The 15,786-nt window shown below is 61.0% G+C and carries 17 protein-coding genes; 3 read left to right on the top strand and 14 right to left on the bottom strand.

Annotated features, from left to right (window positions below):
- Window positions 1-12 precede the first annotated feature (12 nt).
- Complete coding sequence (gene tagQ / locus A7J50_RS28710; protein ID WP_064454734.1) at window positions 13-939, top strand: type VI secretion system-associated lipoprotein TagQ; 927 nt, start codon at window positions 13-15, stop codon at window positions 937-939.
- 124 nt (window positions 940-1,063) lie between these two features.
- A complete protein-coding gene (locus A7J50_RS28705; protein ID WP_064455030.1) occupies window positions 1,064-1,444 on the top strand; it encodes a hypothetical protein in 381 nt (126 codons plus the stop codon).
- A gap of 135 nt (window positions 1,445-1,579) precedes the next feature.
- Here A7J50_RS28705 and A7J50_RS28700 read toward each other — a convergent pair whose 3' ends face one another.
- From A7J50_RS28700 to exbB, 9 genes are all read right to left on the bottom strand, one after another.
- Window positions 1,580-2,980, bottom strand: coding sequence for an aminoacyl-tRNA deacylase and HDOD domain-containing protein (locus tag A7J50_RS28700; RefSeq protein WP_064454733.1), 1,401 nt, complete (start codon window positions 2,978-2,980; stop codon window positions 1,580-1,582).
- Between the two features lie 77 nt (window positions 2,981-3,057).
- Entirely contained in the window at window positions 3,058-5,133 is a 2,076-nt protein-coding gene (gene recG / locus A7J50_RS28695) for an ATP-dependent DNA helicase RecG (protein WP_064455029.1), read from the bottom strand.
- A gap of 8 nt (window positions 5,134-5,141) precedes the next feature.
- Window positions 5,142-6,062, bottom strand: coding sequence for a hydrogen peroxide-inducible genes activator (locus tag A7J50_RS28690; RefSeq protein WP_003213305.1), 921 nt, complete (start codon window positions 6,060-6,062; stop codon window positions 5,142-5,144).
- A gap of 113 nt (window positions 6,063-6,175) precedes the next feature.
- Entirely contained in the window at window positions 6,176-6,706 is a 531-nt protein-coding gene (locus A7J50_RS28685; protein ID WP_064454732.1) for an iron transporter, read from the bottom strand.
- On the bottom strand, window positions 6,703-7,530 hold the full coding sequence (locus A7J50_RS28680; RefSeq protein ID WP_064454731.1) for an FTR1 family iron permease: 828 nt from the start codon (window positions 7,528-7,530) through the stop codon (window positions 6,703-6,705). Before A7J50_RS28680 ends, A7J50_RS28685 begins: the two co-directional genes overlap by 4 nt.
- A gap of 3 nt (window positions 7,531-7,533) precedes the next feature.
- Window positions 7,534-7,869, bottom strand: coding sequence for a cupredoxin domain-containing protein (locus A7J50_RS28675; RefSeq protein WP_064454730.1), 336 nt, complete (start codon window positions 7,867-7,869; stop codon window positions 7,534-7,536).
- Between the two features lie 164 nt (window positions 7,870-8,033).
- Entirely contained in the window at window positions 8,034-8,783 is a 750-nt protein-coding gene (locus A7J50_RS28670) for an energy transducer TonB family protein (RefSeq protein WP_064454729.1), read from the bottom strand.
- On the bottom strand, window positions 8,780-9,205 hold the full coding sequence (exbD, locus tag A7J50_RS28665) for a TonB system transport protein ExbD (RefSeq protein WP_017526806.1): 426 nt from the start codon (window positions 9,203-9,205) through the stop codon (window positions 8,780-8,782). The genes A7J50_RS28670 and exbD overlap by 4 nt, the downstream gene beginning before the upstream one ends.
- Before the next feature lie 6 nt (window positions 9,206-9,211).
- Window positions 9,212-10,192, bottom strand: a complete 981-nt coding sequence (gene exbB, locus A7J50_RS28660; protein ID WP_064454728.1) for a tonB-system energizer ExbB — start codon at window positions 10,190-10,192, stop codon at window positions 9,212-9,214.
- 187 nt (window positions 10,193-10,379) lie between these two features.
- Here exbB and A7J50_RS28655 point away from each other — a divergent pair, with 187 nt between their 5' ends.
- Entirely contained in the window at window positions 10,380-11,231 is an 852-nt protein-coding gene (locus A7J50_RS28655; protein ID WP_064454727.1) for an SDR family oxidoreductase, read from the top strand.
- 127 nt (window positions 11,232-11,358) lie between these two features.
- Here the strand turns inward: A7J50_RS28655 and A7J50_RS28650 are convergent, their stop codons facing one another.
- The 5 genes from A7J50_RS28650 to gmk form a co-directional block, all read right to left on the bottom strand.
- Window positions 11,359-12,099 carry a hypothetical protein gene (locus A7J50_RS28650; RefSeq protein ID WP_064454726.1) on the bottom strand — a complete coding sequence of 247 codons (741 nt, stop codon included), beginning with the start codon at window positions 12,097-12,099 and terminating at the stop codon, window positions 11,359-11,361.
- Between the two features lie 56 nt (window positions 12,100-12,155).
- Entirely contained in the window at window positions 12,156-12,536 is a 381-nt protein-coding gene (locus A7J50_RS28645) for a RidA family protein (protein ID WP_003176922.1), read from the bottom strand.
- Between the two features lie 24 nt (window positions 12,537-12,560).
- The gene (gene spoT, locus A7J50_RS28640; protein ID WP_053258667.1) at window positions 12,561-14,666 is read right to left on the bottom strand and encodes a bifunctional GTP diphosphokinase/guanosine-3',5'-bis pyrophosphate 3'-pyrophosphohydrolase; all 2,106 of its coding nucleotides are present in this window, start codon (window positions 14,664-14,666) and stop codon (window positions 12,561-12,563) included.
- 60 nt (window positions 14,667-14,726) lie between these two features.
- Window positions 14,727-14,990: a DNA-directed RNA polymerase subunit omega gene (rpoZ, locus tag A7J50_RS28635; RefSeq protein WP_003176920.1), complete on the bottom strand. Its 264-nt coding sequence runs from the start codon at window positions 14,988-14,990 to the stop codon at window positions 14,727-14,729.
- A 167-nt stretch (window positions 14,991-15,157) separates the two neighbouring features.
- On the bottom strand, window positions 15,158-15,778 hold the full coding sequence (gmk, locus tag A7J50_RS28630) for a guanylate kinase (RefSeq protein ID WP_010168203.1): 621 nt from the start codon (window positions 15,776-15,778) through the stop codon (window positions 15,158-15,160).
- Window positions 15,779-15,786: the final 8 nt, after the last annotated feature.

Raw genomic sequence — 15,786 nt, 5'->3', positions numbered from 1 at the left:
GAGAACACACCTATGCTTTTTTCCCGTAAGGCGGTTTCCAAGCGTCACCTGCTGCTGATCGCAGCCGGTTTTAGCACCGTGTTGACTGGTTGCGCCACGTCGCCGGCCTCCAAGGTCGCGTCAAGCACCAAGGTCGAGTACTACCCGAACTGCTACGAGCCGGTGCAGCACTTGCGCGCAACCGATTCGAACATGACCAAGTCGGTTGTGACCGGTGCGGCCCTCGGCGCGGCCGGCGGTGCTCTGTTGGGTGCCCTGACCGGCGACTCCGAAAAGCGCGGCCGTAACGCCGCTATCGGTGCAGCGGGCGGCGCCCTGGCCGGCGGCGCAGCGGGTTACTACACCGAGCGTCAGAAGCAGATCACGGATGACAACCAGCGCATCGCGTCCTACTCCACGGACTTCAACAAAAGCGCTTCCGACATCGACCGGAGCACCGCCTACGCCAAGGCGTCCCAGCAGTGCTATCAGAGCGCGTTCACCAAGCTGGTGACCGATCGTAAAGCCAAGACCGTCAACGACACCGAAGGCCGCAAGCGCTTGGCGGAAATCGTTGCAGGCTTGAAGGAATCCAATGACCTGATCGTCGCGGTCAACGGTAAAGCCAGCGAAGACCTGAACAACTACACCCAGGCCTACGAGAAAGACCTGCAGCAAGTCGGTGTGCAGCGCAACGACGTGGTAACCGTTGCCCAGGCAGACGTGACGCCGCCAGTGGTGCCGGCCAAGAAGGGCAAGACGCCGGCAAAAGTTGCGAAGAAGCTGGTATTGCCAACCGTGCCGAAAGAAGCGGTGACCACCGAGAAGAGCATCCAGACCGTCCAGGCCAAGCAAGCTGAAAGCAAGCAGGTCGCCAGCGCCGGTAAAGCACAGATCGAAGGCACTTGCCGCGATCCAAACCTCGCCGACTGGGCGCCGGTGCCTTGCCCTAACGTTTAAGTAACATGTTGCTATAAGCGTTAAACGCCAACCGATCTCCTGCTAAAGCACGAGATCGGTGGCGTTCCTTCTGCAAATCGTTACACTGCTGCGGCCACTTAATAAATACACCGAGGCCGTGTGCATGAAATTTCGTCTTCTGCTGTGGGTGCTTGGCCTGATGATGGGCAAAGCCAGCCGCACCAACCCCGCTTTCCAGCAACAACTGGGTGACAAAGACCTGGCGTTCCAGTTGCAGACCCTCGACGGCAAGGTTGCCCGTCACTTCATCGTCAAAGACCAGCGCATCACCAGCCGTTCAGGGGTTCACCCTGCACCGGCATTTGCCATTGCTTTCAAAGATGCGGCCTACGGCTTCGCCACGATGCAGGCGAAGAACAAGCAACTGGCGTTCATGACGGGGATTCAGGACAAGTCGATCCAGATCAAGGGCAACCCGGCGCTGGTGATCTGGTTCCAGGGGCTGACCAAGTATTTGAAACCGAAGAAAAAGAAGAAGGGTTGAAGGGTTTCTTCAGGGGTACCGAGATGAATTCATCGCAGGCAAGCCAGCTCTCACAGTTGACTGCATTCCAGGGTTGGAACTCGGTCAACTGTGGGAGCTGGCTTGCCTGCGATAGCGGTTTATCAGGCGACGGTGTCAGCCCTGGCTGAACTGCGATGCCAGCTCACGCAACAGCACCTCGGCATCCAACACCTTGCCGACCACTTCTTCAGCCTTGTCACGGCTCAAGCCCAGACGCTCAAGCAGCGCATCCGGAATCGCCTCATCCGGCCCGGAGCCAATGCCACGGCTGCGCAACAAGCGCACAGCCAAACACACCAGATTCGGATATTCAGCATATTGCCCGTCATAGGTCGGGTCGTGCTGGAAGCGCAGGGCGGTGGACAGCTCGTCCGGCATGTCCCAATAGCGCATCAACCAGGCGCCGATCTGCTCGCGGCTGATGCCCAGCAAGTGTTGCTCGACATAGCTGTGGCACAGGTGCGGGTTGACCTCGAGGTGGCGGCAGATCAGCGAAAAGTGCGGTGGAAACACATGGGCCAGCAGCAGATAACCGAAGTTGTGCAGCAAGCCGGCCAGGTAAGTCAGGCCGGCTTCCGGGCGCTGGGCGCGGGGCATGGCGCGGGTCAGGCCTTCGATTACGGCGGCGGTGTAGATCGACTGGTGCCAGTACGGCGTGGCCTGGTGCGGGTGGTCTTTCGGCAGGCTCAGGGTTTTGCCCAAGGCCAGGCCCAGTGCCAGGTTGATCACCAGATCAAAGCCGAGCACGCGCACAATGGCGTCTTCCACTGAACGAATCTTGCCTGGCGACGCGTAGTACGGCGACGCCGCCCAGCTCACCACTTGGGCGGCCAAGGCCGGGTCGGTCTCGACTACGCCGGTGATGTCATCGATGGTGGCGTTGGGGTCGACACGTAGCTTGATAATCTTCTGCGCCGTGTCGGCGAGGGGTGGAATCTCGATAGTTGCTTCCAGGCGCTGCTGGATTCGGCGAGCGGTGAAGGCCTGCATCGCCTGGGTGATTTCCTCGCGGTCATCATTGGGGCGGTCGAGGTTGGGGCGGATGTTACTCAACGGTTCGCCGAAGTGCCCGGCGCTGGCCTTGGTGAGCATGGTCTTGAAGTCGCCGCTGGCGATTTCCAGCAGCAGCCCGGCTTCGCCTGAGTGCACCAGCAGGCTTGGCTCGCTGAGCAGGCTGCCTTCGTACAGGCAAGGCGAGCTGGTCAGTGCCGGCAGGCCGGGCAGCAGGTTCAGATCATGCTTGGCCAACATGCGCTCGATGCGGTCCGGCGACACGGCTATGAGGCGGCGGCCGGTCAGTTCGGCGAGACGGTTGAGGTCAAGCAACTGGCTTTGCGGGAACAACACCATGAGCGCGCCGACGGCGTCTTCCAGCAACACTGCCTGGACTTTTTGCGCGGGATTCAGGCCAGGCTGTTCGACAACCTCCGTGTAAGGGATGGCGAGCTTTGCGAGCAGAGCCCGAATGACCGGCGGGGCGGTCAGTGGGGCTGTGGCGAGGGCGACTTCTGACATGGCCTGATCCAATTTCTTACAGTCATCGAAGTATAACCAGCTTGATACAACTGTTGGTTGGATAAGTGAGTCAGGCGTCACACTTGGCCGTATTGCTGCCCATGCCTGAGCCAACGATCGAGCAGCGGGCTGACGTTATCCGGCCAGCGCTCAAGCAGCGCTTGCGCCGCATCACGCACGGCGGGCAAGAGGTCGGCGTCGCGCATCAGGTCGGCGACCTTGAATTGCAGCAGGCCGGTCTGGCGGGTGCCGAGCATTTCGCCGGGGCCGCGCAGTTCAAGGTCTTTTTCGGCGATGATAAAACCGTCGTTGGTTTCGCGCATGATGCCCAGGCGCTGACGGCCGATCTGTGACAGCGGCGGGTGGTAGAGCAGCACGCAGTGGCTGGCGGCGCTGCCCCGGCCAACGCGGCCGCGTAACTGGTGCAGTTGGGCGAGGCCCAGGCGCTCGGGGTTTTCGATAATCATCAGGCTGGCGTTGGGCACGTCCACACCGACCTCGATCACGGTGGTGGCCACCAGCAGTTGCAGGTTGCCGGCCTTGAATTCGGCCATCACGGCGGCTTTTTCCGCAGGCTTCATGCGGCCGTGGATCAGCCCGACCTTGAGCTCGCCCAAGGCACTGGTGAGGTCTTCATAGGTGGTTTCGGCGGCCTGGCAGGTCAGTTCTTCGGACTCTTCAATCAGCGTGCACACCCAGTAGGCCTGACGCCCTTCGGCGCAGGCGCCGCGCACGCGCTCAATCACTTCCACACGCCGCGTGTCGGTGACCAGCACGGTGTTGACTGGTGTGCGGCCCGGCGGCAGCTCATCCAGAATTGATGTGTCGAGATCGGCGTAGGCACTCATGGCCAGCGTGCGCGGGATCGGCGTGGCGGTCATGATCAGTTGGTGCGGGTTCATGCGCCCACCCACACCTTTCTGGCGCAATGCCAGGCGCTGCTGCACGCCGAAACGATGCTGTTCGTCGATAATCACCAGTGCGAGGTTCTTGAACTGCACTTCGTCCTGGAACAACGCGTGGGTGCCCACCACCATCGGTGCACCACCGGCGATCTGTTCCAGTGCCGCCGCGCGGACCTTGCCCTTGAGCTTGCCCGCCAGCCACGCCACTTCCAGGCCCAGCGGTTCGAGCCAGCGCTTGAAGGTGATGAAATGTTGTTCGGCGAGGATCTCGGTGGGCGCCATCAGCGCCACTTGGTAACCGGCTTCCAATGCTTGCAAGGCGGCGAGGGCGGCGACCACGGTCTTGCCCGCGCCCACATCGCCCTGGATCAGCCGCAGCATCGGTTCGTGCTGGCTGAGGTCATAGGCAATTTCATTGCCCACACGTTGCTGGGCGCCCGTTGGCGCAAAGCCGAGGTTGGCCAGGTATTGCGCCGGCAGGCGCGTGGCCTTGGGCATCGCGGGGGCGCGCAGCGAACGCATGCTCTCGCGCAGGCGTTGCTGAGACAGCTGGTGGGTCAGCAGTTCTTCGAAGGCCAGGCGGTGTTGTGCCCAATGATGACCGAGCGCGAGTTCGTCGACATCGGCATCGGCTGGCGGGTTGTGCAGGTAGCGAATCGCATCGTCCAGCGGCGCCAGTTGATAGTCGCGGGCCAGTTCCAGAGGCAGCCAGTCGGGCAGGCTTTTCGGGCCGAGCAGGGTCAGGGTCTGCATGCACAGTTGGCGCAGGCGTTGCTGTGTCAGGCCTTCGGTCAGCGGGTAGATCGGCGTGAGCGTGGTATCGACCGGAGGCGGCTCGTCGCCGGTGATAGCGCGGTACTCCGGGTGATAGATTTCCAGGCCCGAGGCGCCAGGCCGGGCTTCACCGTAACAGCGCACGCGGGTGCCACGCTTGAGGCCTTCCTTTTGTGCATTGCTGAAGTGATAGAAGCGCAGGCTCAGCCCGCCGGTACCGTCCTGCAGCCGTACGACCAGACTGCGGCGCTTGCCCATTACCACATCGGCACCGCTGACGGTGCCTTCAACCACGGCGTCCTGCCCCGGGCGCAACTGGCCGATGGGCACCACACGTGTGCGGTCCTGATAACGCAGGGGCAGGTGAAACAGCACGTCCTGGAGGTTCTCCAGGCCGACCTTGGCCAACTTCTCGGCCATGGCTTCACCGACACCTTTGAGTGCCGTCACCGACACTCGCGACAGCTCAGTCATACGCTTGCTTAGCTCGCAGCAGGCGGCTTGGCCACCGAGCACAGGCGGATCGAGTCGGCGAGGATCTCAATGGCCTTGGGCCGCGGGAAGCTGGCACGCCAGGCAATGGCCACGGTACGGAACGGCACGGGCGGCGTGAGCGGGCGCACAGCGATCACGCCAGGGGCGTAGTGATGGCTGTCCACTGCCGACAGCGGCAGGATCGAGATGCCCAGGCCGGAAGCCACCATGTGCCGAATGGTTTCCAGGGAGCTGGATTCCACGGTGGTGTGCTTGGCGCCGTCGTTGCCCTTGGTCAGGGTCGGGCAGGCTTCCAGTACCTGGTCGCGGAAGCAGTGGCCTTCACCGAGCAGCAGCAAGCTCTTGTCGTTGAGCAGGCCGGCGTCGATGGTGTCTTTCTGTGTCCACGGGTGTGAGGCCGGCATCAATACATAGAACGGCTCGTCGTAGAGCGGCAGGGTCAACACGTCTGCCTCGTTGAACGGCAGGGCGATGATGATCGCGTCCAGCTCGCCGTTGCGCAGTTTGTCGCGCAGTACGTGAGTGAAGTTTTCTTCGATATACAGCGGCATCTGCGGCGCAACGCGGTGCAGTTGCGGGATCAGGTGCGGGAACAGGTACGGGCCGACGGTATAGATGGCGCCGACTTTCAGCGGTGCGGTCAGCTGGTTCTTGCCGGCCTGGGCCAGCTCGCGAATGCTTTGGGCTTGTTCCAGTACCTTCTGGGCCTGGGCAACAATGCCTTCGCCGACTGGCGTGAGGCGCACGGCGCTCTTGCTGCGCTCAAAAATCAGCACACCGAGTTCGTCTTCAAGCTTTTTCACGCCCACCGACAGCGTCGGCTGGCTGACATGGCAACGCTCGGCCGCATGGCCGAAGTGCTGTTCTTGGGCGAGGGTCACGATGTAGCGTAATTCTGTAAGAGTCATAGCGGGCGTCCATGAGGTTGCGGGCCAAGCATACCGGCTGCAATCGATAGACGCACGTTATCAGACACGGTGGTGTTTACGACACCCAGTAATCGAATGTCGTAAGTACGCGTTTAGCTCTGTGGGTACTTGAATGTAAAGGTTTCGGTGAAGGGAGACCACCACTCGGGCACACCGGTTTCTTTGTCGACATGGTGGAAGAAACCCTTGATTTGCGGGCTTTCGTAGCGCAGTACGACGGTGTAGGTGCCAGGGCCGTCCATCTTCACGTTGTTGGCGTAGTGTGCGCCGTCTTTGGCGACCATTGGCAGCAGGGTGCCAATCTCCTTGTAGTCCGGCGCGCCTTGCTTGACCAGGGAGTACGTGATGGTCAGGTACGGTACCCATTCTCCGTTGGCCAGGCCGTACTTGTTGTCGGCGGTGGCGTGGACGTCGGTTTCCAGGTGCACTGAATCCTTGCTCATGACCATACCTGGCGGCATAGGCGCCATCTCAATGCCCACCAGATAAGACGATGCGATTTCCATGTCGTTGGCTTGTACCGGCCCGCCAATCGGGTATTCGCGGGCCTGGGCCAGTGCGGATACGGACGCAGCGCCGACGAGCACCAGCGCGGTGGCCAATGGTTTACTCAGGTATTTCATGTGGCAGCTCCTTTGGAGGGGGAACGTGAATGAATCAATCGATTACCCGTCACCAGGAGTAGCAGCGTGACCACCCAGGCAACCAGCTGAACGCCAAGCGGTCGATCGGTGTAGCCCACCAGCGCTTGCAGCGCTCTGCCGGTGAGGCTGGCATCGGAAACCAGCCAGGAGGTGTCCCAGAGCTGATAGCCCCAGGCAGGAATCAGGTCGATACCGGCCAGTATCGCGGCCGCGCGCCCGGCCATACCGGCGGCGAGCAGGGCGATCATCCAGGCGGTAATCGAGAACAGACGCTTGAGGCTGACGGCGATCAGGCCGCGATACAGCAGCCAGGAAAGCGCTGCACCGGCGATGATGCCGAGCACGCCGCCGGTCAGCATTGTGAGCGGGTCGGTCTGGGTCGAGGCGGCAATGCCATAAAGGAACAGCACGATTTCCGAGCCTTCGCGCAACACCGCCACGGTGATCACGACGGCCAATGCCCAGAGTGATTTTTCGCCACGCAGTACGGCACTGCCAGCGCTGCGCAGTTGAGTCGCCAATTCGCGACCATGGGTGGCCATCCACAGGTTGTGCCAGCCGAGCATGATGACCGCGACAATCAGAATCGCCGCGTTGAAGATTTCCTGACCGAACCCTTCCAGCGCCTGGGTGATTGCTCCGGTGAACAGGGCGAGGAGGCCTGCACCCAGCGCGCCGGCGGCGATCCCGCCGCCGATAAACAGGCCGCGTCGTGCCAGGCCCTGGGTGGCGGCCATGATAATCCCGACCACAATCCCGGCTTCCAGCACTTCACGAAACACAATCAATAAACAAGCGAGCATGGCCTACTCCTTCGGCGCGACGGCGGTGACCGTGCCTTTGGCCTGGTCCGGGTGGTAGTCATCGAAAAAGGTGTAGGTGCCGGGGTGCAGCGGGCCGGCGAAAACGGTGACGGTGTTGCCGGGAACGATGATCTTCTCGAACTTCATGTCATAGCTTTCGAACTCATCGACGCTCTCGTCATGACTGGTGAGCTGGATGCGAAAACGTTCGCCTGCCGGCACTTCGATGCTTGAGGGTGTGAAGGTGTGGTTTTGAATGCCCACTGTGACCAGTCGATCCGCATGGGCGGCGACAGGTAGCGCGAGCAGGGCGAGAGTCAATCGGGCAAGGTCGGGCATGCCGAATATCCACTAATGAGAACCATTCGCGAATAATTGGCTTCGTATTGAAATGTTACAAGTGAAGATCGAGCGCACGCTTAACCTGTTCAATCTCTGTTCAGGTTTGAAGCGATGGGAGGGGGAAAAGCAACCGTGGGCACCTGGAGTGCCCACGGAGAGGGTTATCGGCGACGCTTTTCGATGTTGTAAACAAACGGCGCGACGATTTCGACGCTGCCACCTTTCAACATATCGGCCGGTGGTTTGGGCAGTGGCTGGGCACGACGGATCATGTCCAGGGTCGCTCGGTCCAGGTCAGCGTTGCCGGAGCGGCCGACCAACTCGTAAGACAGCACGTTGCCTTCGGCATCGACTACAAAGCGCAGGCGGTTCAAACCTTCCTTGCCACGCTGTTGGGCGCCTGGCGGGTACTTCTTGTACTTCTGCAAGTGCGCCAGCAGGGTGCCTTCCCAGGAAGCTTTGGCCGCTACCTGTTGTGGCGATGGGCCAGGAGCTGGCTGCGCCGATTTTTCAGCCGGTGTGTTGGTCGGTGGGGTTTCGCTCGGCGGCTCCTCGGAAGGTTTTTCCTTGGGCGGCTCGGGCTTCTTCTCCACTGGCTTGGGTGGCTGAGGCTTCGGTTTGGGCTTGACCGGCTTGGGTACCTGGATTGTTGGCTTGGGCGCCTCGGCCATTTTCGGCAGGGGCAGCTCTTCCACCGGTGCCGGCGGCTGCGGCGGCGTAATCACCTTGGGCGGTGCCGGCGGCGGCGGTGCGGGCATTGGCGCCAAGTCGATGACCATGGCCGCCGGTGGCAGTTGCACCGGATGTGGCGCGGACCATTGGAGCGCGATGATGATCGCGACGGCATGCACGCCCAGCACGACGGCGAGGCTGGTGCCATAACGCGTCAGTTTGTGGCGCGTCGTGATCATTTCTTGGCTGCCGTCTCAAGTCCGACCAGGCCTACCTTGAGGTAGCCGGCTGCCCGCAGGGCATCCATCACGCTCATCAGGTCGCCGTAGTCCACGCCCTTGTCGGCCTGGAAGAATATCGTCGTGTCTTTCTTGCCCTGGGTCTTGGCGTCGAGTACCGGGCCCAGGGTTTCAGTTTTGACTTCTTCTTCGCCCAGGAACAGGCGTTGGTCCGCTTTGACGCTGAGGAAAATCGGTTTTTCCGGCCGCGGCGCAGGTTTTGCGCTGGACGCGGGCAGGTCGACCTTGATGTCCACGGTGGCCAGCGGTGCCGCCACCATGAAGATGATCAGCAGCACCAGCATCACGTCGATAAACGGCGTGACGTTGATTTCGTGGTTCTCGACGAGTTCGTCGTCGCCTTGATTCAAATGCAGGCCCATGGCCGATTACCCCACTTTCACCATGTGCGGTTGCGAGCTGCGCTCGGTAGGCAGGTGATCGAGGTCGCGGCTGACCAGCAGCAGGACTTCTGCCGATGCGTCCGATACCTGGGCCTTGTAGCCGGCAATCGAACGGGCAAAGACGTTGTAGATCACCACCGCAGGAATCGCGGCAACCAGGCCCAGGGCCGTTGCCAGCAGGGCTTCGGCGATGCCGGGGGCAACGACGGCGAGGTTGGTGGTCTGGGTTTTGGCGATGCCGATGAAGCTGTTCATGATACCCCACACGGTACCGAACAGGCCGACGAAAGGCGCGGTGGAGCCAATGGTGGCCAGTACGCCGGTGCCGCTGCTCATGTTACGGCCACAGGCTGCAACCAGCCGCTCCAGGCGGAAGCTGACGCGTTCCTTGATGCCTTCTTTTTCGCGGGTGTTGGCCGACAGGCGCATTTCTTCCAGCGCGTCCTGTACCAGCAGGTTGGCCAGGGTGCCCTTTTTGGTCGCGGTTTCGCTGGCTTGCTTGAGGGTGGTGGCCTTTTTCAGGTGGACGATTTCAGTGCGCAGGCGGCGCTTGGCGCCCAGCAGCTCGAAGCCCTTGGCGATCCAGATGGTCCAGGTAATGATCGAAGCGATGGCCAGGCCGATCATCACGGCTTTCACCACGATGTCGGCGTTTTGGTACATGCCCCATGGCGATAGGTCATGGGCCATGCCCAAGGTGTTGTCTTCTTCGAGTACCACACCGGAGTCGTCGGCAGGCGCTGGGTTTGCAGCCTGGGCAGGATCGGTGGCGACCGGCGCTGCGACAGGCGCAGTTGGGGTTGCAGGCGTGTGCTCGGCAGCAGCCGGAGTGGCTGGGGCGGTGGCATCAGCGAATGCGGCGGTCGGTGCCAGCAGTACGCTGAACAGCAGCGCAGCAATCGCACGCCAGGCGCGGGATGGGCTGTGAAGCTTGGTTGGCGAAGCGGGGTTTGTATTACGTGTCATGCTGGCCGGACCTGAGAGAGAAATGAGTGATCGTCCTGCCAGACCCTTGGAGGCCGAGGACAAATGGGGGGTTATTATTGCAAGTAATTCTTGTTAACAAAAGTAATACAGTTACTTAATTTGTCCTTTTGCTGGCCGCTGGTCATCTCTGGCGGCTAATCTGCGCCTTTAAGAATGGAGTTTTGTGATGTCTGCGCCTTCTGTTGTAATTGCCGGTTGCGGCGATGTGGGTAGTCGGCTGGCTAGCCAATTGCTGGCCTCGGGATGGGAGGTTCATGGTCTGCGACGCGATATCTCGCGGCTTCCCGACGGTGTAATCGGCATTGCCGGCGACCTGTTCAAAAAGGATTGTCCTGACACCTGGCCGATCGGCGGGGTGGATTACCTGGTGTACTGCGCTGCTGCCACGGACCACGATGAAGCCGGCTATCGCGCGGCGTATGTGCAAGGGTTACAGCATGTATTGGAGTGGCTGGGCGACTACGGCCAGGAACCCAAGCACCTGCTGTTTGTGTCCAGCAGCAGTGTGTACGGCCAGCAGAATGGGGAGTGGGTCGACGAAACCTCCGACACCCTGGCGAAGGGATATTCGGGCCAGGTGATGCTGGAGGCCGAGCAAGTGGCCCTCAACAGCGGTATTGCGGCGAGTATCGTGCGGTTGACCGGGATCTATGGTCCCGGCCGCGAATGGCTGTTGACCCAGGTGCGCCAAGGCTATCGCGTGGCGGTTGATCCACCTTTATATGGCAACCGGATTCATGCGGATGACGCCGCTGGCTTGCTCGCCTTTTTGTTGCGGCATGTGGAGCAGGGCGGTTCGCTGGATAAGATCTACATCGGCGTGGACGATGCGCCTGCGCCATTGGCGGAAGTCGTGGGCTGGTTGCGCGAGTACCTGGGCGTGACCGAGTGGGCGGATGACGCGAGTGTACGGCGGGCTGGTAGCAAGCAATGCAGCAATGCCCGAGCCAAGGCGCTGGGCTGGGCGCCGACGTATCCGACCTATCGCGAGGGGTATGCAGCGATCTTGAAAGGCTAAAGCGCGGTCAAAAATGTGGGAGCTGGCTTGCCTGCGATTGCGGTGTATCAGTCACATCGGCGTTGGATGTGACACCGTCATCGCAGGCAAGCCAGCTCCCACACTCAGATCTACGTGATGCTATTTATTACTTTTCAAGCAACCACTGTCGCGGGCCGGGCGTAAACGAAGGTACTTCGTCCGTATGCGCGGTATTCACCGCCTGGAAAATTTCCAGCTGCTTGCCTTTGCGCACGAAGATCCACGGGTTGCCCTGGCCGTTCAGTTGCAGCCAGATACTGTCATAGCCACCGCTCATCGAGGCGCAGTCTCCCGCCAGGCACAGCGAATACCGGTCGACGCCTGGCAGGCCAGCGACCTTGCCGTCGGCCTGGAACTGTACCGTGGCACCGTCGCCGTTGCCGTCGGTAATCTTCCAGTCGCCGCCCATATAGGCCGCATACAGCGCCCGCTCGAAGTTGGCGCCCAATGGCGCACCCTCCGGGGCTGGGTCTTTGGCGCGGGCGAACACTTGTTCTGGCTCGTTATCGTTGGCCACTTGCAGCAGTTGTTTGCCCTTGCGCTTGAGTTCGGTGGCCGAGCTGCCGTAGAACTCGACGCTCCAGGCGCCGGATTTCTCACCCAGCAACTTGCCTTCCGCTACTTCAAAACCGTTGTAGTAGCGCGCCTGCGAAGCCTTGGTGTTGACCTCCCACTCGAGGTTCGGGCCAAAGGATTGCAGGGCTTCACGCAAAGGGCCGCCCTTGGCTGCCGCGTTGATGGCGGCCTGGTTGATCCAGGTGCCGCTCACATCCAGGTCGGCGGGGTTGCTGGCGCAGCCGCCGAGCAACAGGGCGAGCAACGAAGAGGCTACAAGCGCTTTGCGCATTACGAAATCCTTCTGAAACGAAGTCGGCGCAGCCCTTGGGGGCTGCGCCGGGTGTTTTACTCGATGACCAGAATCGCGTCCATCTCAACCTGTGCGCCTTTAGGCAAGGCAGCAACGCCGATTGCGGCGCGGGCTGGGTACGGCTGTTCGAAGTACTTGCCCATGATCTCGTTGACCTTGGCGAAATGGCTCAGGTCGGTGAGGAAGATGTTCAGCTTGACGATGTCCTTGAACGAACCGCCAGCGGCTTCGGCCACGGACTTGAGGTTTTCGAAGACTTGTACGGTTTGTGCTTCGAAGCCTTCAACCAGTTCCATGGTCTTTGGGTCCAGCGGGATCTGGCCGGACATGTAGACGGTGTTGCCCGCCTTGATCGCCTGGGAGTAAGTACCGATGGCGGCCGGGGCCTTGTCGCTGGTGATAACAGTCTTGGTCATGAGTGACTCCTTGTAAGAGAACGGCTATGCACGCATGCGGGTGATGCGGATCACTCCCGTCAGGGCGCGCAGTTTCTTGATCACGCGGGCCAGGTGCACGCGGTCGTGCACGCTGACCACCAGCTGGACCACGCTGATGCGGCCATCGCGCTCATCCATGCTGATTTTCTCGATATTGCCGTCGGCCGCGTTGACGCTGCTGGCCAGCAGGGCGATCAGGCCGCGCTGGTGCTCCAGCTCCACCCGCAGCTCGACGTTGAATTCGCCGGTGACATCCTTGGCCCACGAGAGCTGGATGCATTTTTCGGGGTTGTGACGGATTTCGCTGATATTGCGGCAGTTGTCCAGGTGCACCACCATGCCTTTGCCGGCAGACAAGTGGCCGACAATCGGGTCGCCCGGGATCGGCGTGCAGCACTTGGCGTAGCTGAGCACCAGGCCTTCGGTGCCGCGAATGGCCAGCGGGCCTTCGGGGCTTGGCAACTGCTCGCCTTCGCCGAGCAGGCGGCGGGCGACCACATAGGCCATGCGGTTGCCCAGGCCGATATCTTCCAGCAGGTCTTCGATGGTTTCCTGGCGGTACTCGTGGAGCATCGCTTGCACGCGCTCGGCCGGGATTTTTTCGAGCGCGCTGTCGAATCCGTTGAGCACCTTGTTCAGCAGGCGTTCGCCCAGGCTGATGGATTCGGAGCGGCGTTGCAGTTTGAGCGCGTGGCGGATGTGTGTCCGCGCTTTACCCGTGACCACGAAGTTGAGCCAGGCCGGGTTCGGGCGCGCGCCGGGTGCACTGACGATCTCGACCGTGGAGCCGCTTTGCAGCGGTTCGGACAGCGGCGCGAGACGACGGTTGATCCGACAGGCAATGCAGCTGTTGCCGACGTCGGTGTGCACCGCGTAGGCAAAGTCGACCGCCGTGGAGCCTTTGGGCAGCTCCATGATCCGGCCTTTGGGCGTGAATACGTAGACCTCGTCCGGGAACAGGTCGATCTTCACGCTTTCGATAAATTCCAGGGAGTTGCCGGCACGTTGCTGCATTTCCAGCACGCCTTTGACCCACTGGCGGGCGCGGGCATGAGTGCCTTTGGGTTGCTCGTCGCCGCTGGATTTGTACAGCCAGTGGGCGGCGATCCCGTTGTTGGCCATTTCTTCCATTTCCCGCGTGCGGATCTGGATCTCGATCGGCACCCCGTGCATACCGAACAGCGTGGTATGCAGCGACTGATAGCCGTTGGCCTTGGGAATGGCGATGTAGTCCTTGAAGCGGCCTGGCAGGGGTTTGTACAAATTATGTACAGCGCCCAGCACGCGGTAGCAGGTATCGACCTTGTCGACGATGATCCGGAACGCATACACGTCCATGATCTCGTTGAAGGCCCGGCGCTTGCCGCGCATCTTCTTGTAAATGCCGTAGATGTGTTTCTGCCGGCCGCTGACCTCGCCTTCAATCTCGTCGATCGCCAGGCAATGGCTCAGCGACTCTTCGATCTTGTTGACGATTTCCTTGCGGTTGCCACGGGCGCGCTTGACCGCCTGGTAGATGCGCGCCGAACGCATGGGGTGCATGGCCTTGAAGCCGAGGTCTTCGAATTCGATACGGATGGCATGCATGCCCAGCCGATTGGCGATGGGCGCGTAGATTTCCAGGGTTTCCTTGGCGATGCGCCGGCGTTTTTCACCGGACAGCACTTCCAGCGTGCGCATGTTGTGCAGCCGGTCGGCCAGCTTGACCAGAATGACCCGAATGTCGCGGGCCATGGCCATGGCCATCTTCTGGAAATTTTCTGCCTGGGCTTCGGCCTTGGTCTCGAAGTTCATCTGGGTCAGTTTGCTGACCCCGTCGACCAGTTCGGCCACGGTTTCGCCAAATTGCGCGCTGAGCGCTTCCTTGGCGATGCCGGTGTCTTCAATCACGTCATGCAGCATCGCAGCCATCAGGCTCTGATGGTCCATGTGCATGTCGGCCAGAATATTTGCCACCGCAAGAGGATGCGTGACATACGCCTCGCCGCTACGGCGGCGTTGGCCGTCGTGGGCTTGTTCGGCGTAGAAATACGCTCGGCGGACCAGGTTGACCTGGTCTGGGCCGAGGTAGGCCGATAAGCGATCGGCGAGGGCGTCTATGCTCGGCAAAGTGTTAACTCCTGCCGTTGGCTGTGACCCCGCGCCGTGCTACGTCGACCAGGCATAGGCTTAGACGGCCTCGTTGGACTCGTCCTCGAACGCTGCAAACAGCGGTTCGTCTTCAACGATTTCGGCGTTGGCGATGAACTCGTAGCTCATCAGGCCTTCAGCGATTTCACGCAGGGCTACAACGGTAGGCTTGTCGTTTTCCCATTGGACCAGGGGCTCTTTGCCGCCAGTGGCCAATTGACGGGCACGCTTGGTAGAGAGCATGACCAGCTCAAAGCGGTTATCCACGTGTTCTAGGCAGTCTTCAACGGTTACGCGGGCCATGGTATTCCTCGGAGCGAATGCAAGATGCGCGCTGCCCGGTTGGGCGAGCGGACTAAACAGTTTAAAAAATCACCAGCGTTTAGGGAAGCGCTGATTTTTCGCAGGCCCTCGCAAAACCGCTACAAGTGCCAATGTAAAGCCCTTGCAGCGGTTTTGGGAAGAGCCAATCAACCGAGCAGTTCGGCCAGTAATTTACCGAAACGCTGTTGTTGGCGCTTTTGCTGGAGCTGATTGGTGCGGAAAATCGCCTTCAAATCGTCCAGGGCGTGCGCAAAATCGTCGTTGATGATCAGGTAGTCGTAGTCGACGTAGTGGCTCATTTCGCTGACGGCTTCACGCATGCGGCCTTCGATGATCTCGTCGCTGTCCTGGCCACGGTTGGTCAGACGCTGGTGCAACGCTTCCAGCGACGGCGGCAGGATGAAGATCGAGCGCGCCTTGGGCATCAACTGACGCACTTGCTCAGCGCCTTGCCAGTCGATTTCCAGGATCAGGTCGTGGCCTTCGTCCAGGGTCTGCTGCAAATGGCTTTGCGAAGTGCCGTAGAGGTTGCCGAAGACTTCGGCACGCTCAAGGAAGTCGCCGTGTTCGATCATCTTCACGAACTCGGTGCGCTCGACGAAGTGATAGTGCACGCCGTTTACTTCACCCGGGCGCATGGCGCGGGTGGTGTGCGAGACCGAGATGCGGATTTGCTCGTCAGCGTCGGTCAGGGCCTTGACCAGGCTGCTCTTGCCCGCGCCCGAAGGGGCGGAAATGATGTAAAGGGTGCCGGTGCTGTGGGTCATGGAGGTTG

Origin of the sequence: Pseudomonas antarctica, assembly GCF_001647715.1 — a bacterium.
Classification (GTDB): domain Bacteria; phylum Pseudomonadota; class Gammaproteobacteria; order Pseudomonadales; family Pseudomonadaceae; genus Aquipseudomonas; species Aquipseudomonas antarctica_A.
The sequence above is the reverse complement of the archived record's forward strand: the minus strand, read 5'-3'. Positions and strand labels throughout refer to the sequence as shown.

Bases quoted from the DNA above. Each gene is read 5' to 3' on its own strand.
- tagQ (WP_064454734.1), top strand. From the start codon at position 13: ATGCTTTTTTCCCGTAAGGCGGTTTCCAAGCGTCACCTGCTGCTGATC.
- A7J50_RS28705 (WP_064455030.1), top strand. From the start codon at position 1,064: ATGAAATTTCGTCTTCTGCTGTGGGTGCTTGGCCTGATGATGGGCAAA.
- A7J50_RS28700 (WP_064454733.1), bottom strand. From the start codon at position 2,980: ATGTCAGAAGTCGCCCTCGCCACAGCCCCACTGACCGCCCCGCCGGTC.
- recG (WP_064455029.1), bottom strand. From the start codon at position 5,133: ATGACTGAGCTGTCGCGAGTGTCGGTGACGGCACTCAAAGGTGTCGGT.
- A7J50_RS28690 (WP_003213305.1), bottom strand. From the start codon at position 6,062: ATGACTCTTACAGAATTACGCTACATCGTGACCCTCGCCCAAGAACAG.
- A7J50_RS28685 (WP_064454732.1), bottom strand. From the start codon at position 6,706: ATGAAATACCTGAGTAAACCATTGGCCACCGCGCTGGTGCTCGTCGGC.
- A7J50_RS28680 (WP_064454731.1), bottom strand. From the start codon at position 7,530: ATGCTCGCTTGTTTATTGATTGTGTTTCGTGAAGTGCTGGAAGCCGGG.
- A7J50_RS28675 (WP_064454730.1), bottom strand. From the start codon at position 7,869: ATGCCCGACCTTGCCCGATTGACTCTCGCCCTGCTCGCGCTACCTGTC.
- A7J50_RS28670 (WP_064454729.1), bottom strand. From the start codon at position 8,783: ATGATCACGACGCGCCACAAACTGACGCGTTATGGCACCAGCCTCGCC.
- exbD (WP_017526806.1), bottom strand. From the start codon at position 9,205: ATGGGCCTGCATTTGAATCAAGGCGACGACGAACTCGTCGAGAACCAC.
- exbB (WP_064454728.1), bottom strand. From the start codon at position 10,192: ATGACACGTAATACAAACCCCGCTTCGCCAACCAAGCTTCACAGCCCA.
- A7J50_RS28655 (WP_064454727.1), top strand. From the start codon at position 10,380: ATGTCTGCGCCTTCTGTTGTAATTGCCGGTTGCGGCGATGTGGGTAGT.
- A7J50_RS28650 (WP_064454726.1), bottom strand. From the start codon at position 12,099: ATGCGCAAAGCGCTTGTAGCCTCTTCGTTGCTCGCCCTGTTGCTCGGC.
- A7J50_RS28645 (WP_003176922.1), bottom strand. From the start codon at position 12,536: ATGACCAAGACTGTTATCACCAGCGACAAGGCCCCGGCCGCCATCGGT.
- rpoZ (WP_003176920.1), bottom strand. From the start codon at position 14,990: ATGGCCCGCGTAACCGTTGAAGACTGCCTAGAACACGTGGATAACCGC.
- gmk (WP_010168203.1), bottom strand. From the start codon at position 15,778: ATGACCCACAGCACCGGCACCCTTTACATCATTTCCGCCCCTTCGGGC.